This is a genomic window from Candidatus Thiosymbion oneisti, from assembly GCF_900092655.1.
GTDB classification, from domain to species: Bacteria; Pseudomonadota; Gammaproteobacteria; order Chromatiales; family Chromatiaceae; genus Thiosymbion; species Thiosymbion oneisti.
In genome coordinates this window covers 1-1,973 of sequence record NZ_FLUY01001311.1, presented here as the reverse complement: position 1 = coordinate 1,973, position 1,973 = coordinate 1, and the positions used below count along the sequence as shown (strand labels likewise).

2 protein-coding genes are annotated in these 1,973 nt (G+C 52.4%); both read left to right on the top strand.

Annotation, left to right across the window (positions count from 1 at the left end; genetic code table 11):
- Positions 1-191 precede the first annotated feature (191 nt).
- Positions 192-536 (top strand): histidine triad nucleotide-binding protein, encoded by a 345-nt coding sequence (locus tag BQ17_RS13570; RefSeq protein ID WP_089727936.1) that lies wholly within the window; start codon positions 192-194, stop codon positions 534-536.
- A 351-nt stretch (positions 537-887) separates the two neighbouring features.
- Positions 888-1,736, top strand: a complete 849-nt coding sequence (locus BQ17_RS13565) for a lipase family protein (protein ID WP_089727934.1) — start codon at positions 888-890, stop codon at positions 1,734-1,736.
- Positions 1,737-1,973: the final 237 nt, after the last annotated feature.

Sequence of the window (1,973 nt, the reverse complement as noted above, 5' to 3'; positions counted from 1 at the left end):
TGTAACATGACCAACGGCACTGGCCGCTATACCCCCTCTCCCTCCGGGAGAGGGTTGGGGAGAGGGGATCAAAAAGATGAATCTCTCTACGTTAACACTAGCGAACCGGTCTCGACCGATTTGCGTTTATTTGCGGAAAAAATGATTCCCATTTGCCGCAACGGAAACCGCACGCAACCAAAGGTTTTATCATGTCAGACACGCTTTTCAGCAAGATTGCGGCCGGTGAGATCCCGGCGAATATCCTCTACGAGGACGAAGACGTCGTGGCCTTTCGAGACATCGGGCCTCAGGCGCCGACCCATGTGTTGGTGATACCGCGCAAGCCGATCCCGACTATCAACGACCTGGAGCCGGAGGATGCGGAGCTGGTGGGGAAACTGTTTCTCGCCGCCAAACGGATCGCCGCGGATGAGGGCATCGCCGAGGCCGGTTATCGTACCGTAATCAACTGTAATGCGGCAGGCGGCCAAAGCGTATACCATCTGCATCTACACCTGTTGGGTGGCCGCCCCATGCAGTGGCCCCCCGGCTGAGGTCAGGAAACGGGGGCTTTACCCGGCTGCGTTCAGCCCGTAGGATGGACGTAGGATGCGGTGAGCGCGGCAGGTCTTAACAGGATGGCATCATGAGGAGGCGCGAACCGCATCAATGGTGTGGTGAGCGCCTGCCTGTCCCGCCCCAGGGACGCCTGCCTGTACCGGTATGACAGACAGATGCAGGCAGCGAACCGTATCGATTGGTAGGGGATAGGGGGCAGGGGACAGTTGTCAGGGGAGGTCCCCTGACAACTGATAACTGACAACTGCCCCCTGAGATGCGGTTCGCTGCGCTTACCACATCCCACCCGACTGTTAGCCACAGAACTGAGTTTTTGGAGAGTCATAATGCCGAAACTAACAAACCAAGTACAGCTTAACCCATTAACTTCACGTTATGAGCCCGCGAATGCGTATTGGATGGCAAAATTTTCTGAGATCGCCTATCGCAAGCAAAAAGATCTTTCGCCTGACGTTCAGTCTATTAAAGCCGAACTCTGTAACATCGACAAAAAATTCTCGGAAGTGAAAGGGTTTGATGCCAAGAGTTCTCAAGGTATTGTCATAAAGCACGAGGATTTCGTCGTGGCGGCCTTTCGTGGAACGGATGAGATTGGCGACTGGTTGGATAATCTGAATGCTGTGTCACAGTGCGGCCCCCTAGGTGGTGATGTTCACACGGGTTTTTACAGGGCTTTAATGGATATCTGGCCCCAAATGAAGACAGCCATTCGCTCCTTTTGTAGGACTTCTAACGGCCTCCCGGATAGGCCTTTGTGGTTGACGGGCCATAGCCTTGGAGGTGCTTTAGCGACACTCGCAGTGGCAACATTAATGGAAGCGGATGAAACCTTCTATGGTGCTTATATGTTTGGCAGCCCCCGGGTTGGAAATAAAGTTTTTGCTAGACACTTTAACGTTGAAGCGAAAGGTAAGGTTTTCAGATTTCAAAATAACGCTGACATTGTAACTCGGGTGCCAGCACGCCTTATGGGTTACAGCCATGTTGGATCGTTTGTCTATATTTCCGAGAATGGGAAGCTGAGCACGGATATTGGCTGGTGGTATCGCTTCATGGACACAGTCAAGGGTGTAATTGCAGATATCGGGGAAAAGGGCTTGGATGCTATTGAGGATCACAGCATCGACGAGTACATCGAGAGGATAGCGAATTTTGGCGACAATCATCCCGACTAAAAAGAGTAATTATGGATGAAAAGGTAATAGGTTCGCTGCACTTGACGTAACCATACCTACATAGAAGGCTAACATGCGTATCCAGCCAGCACAAAAAACGCCGCTCGTTTCTCGCTCCGCTTTTTGTGCCGGCTGATACTTGACGTTAGGTAGCCGCCAATGCCATTAAGTTAAGTTTTGTAGGTCGGGTTAGGCGCGCCTTGCGATGTGGGCGTGGACAACCGAGGCTGAACGCGC

What these genes read in the sequence shown, in the direction of transcription:
- BQ17_RS13570 (WP_089727936.1), top strand. Translation starts at nt 192, where the DNA reads ATGTCAGACACGCTTTTCAGCAAGATTGCGGCCGGTGAGATCCCGGCG.
- BQ17_RS13565 (WP_089727934.1), top strand. Translation starts at nt 888, where the DNA reads ATGCCGAAACTAACAAACCAAGTACAGCTTAACCCATTAACTTCACGT.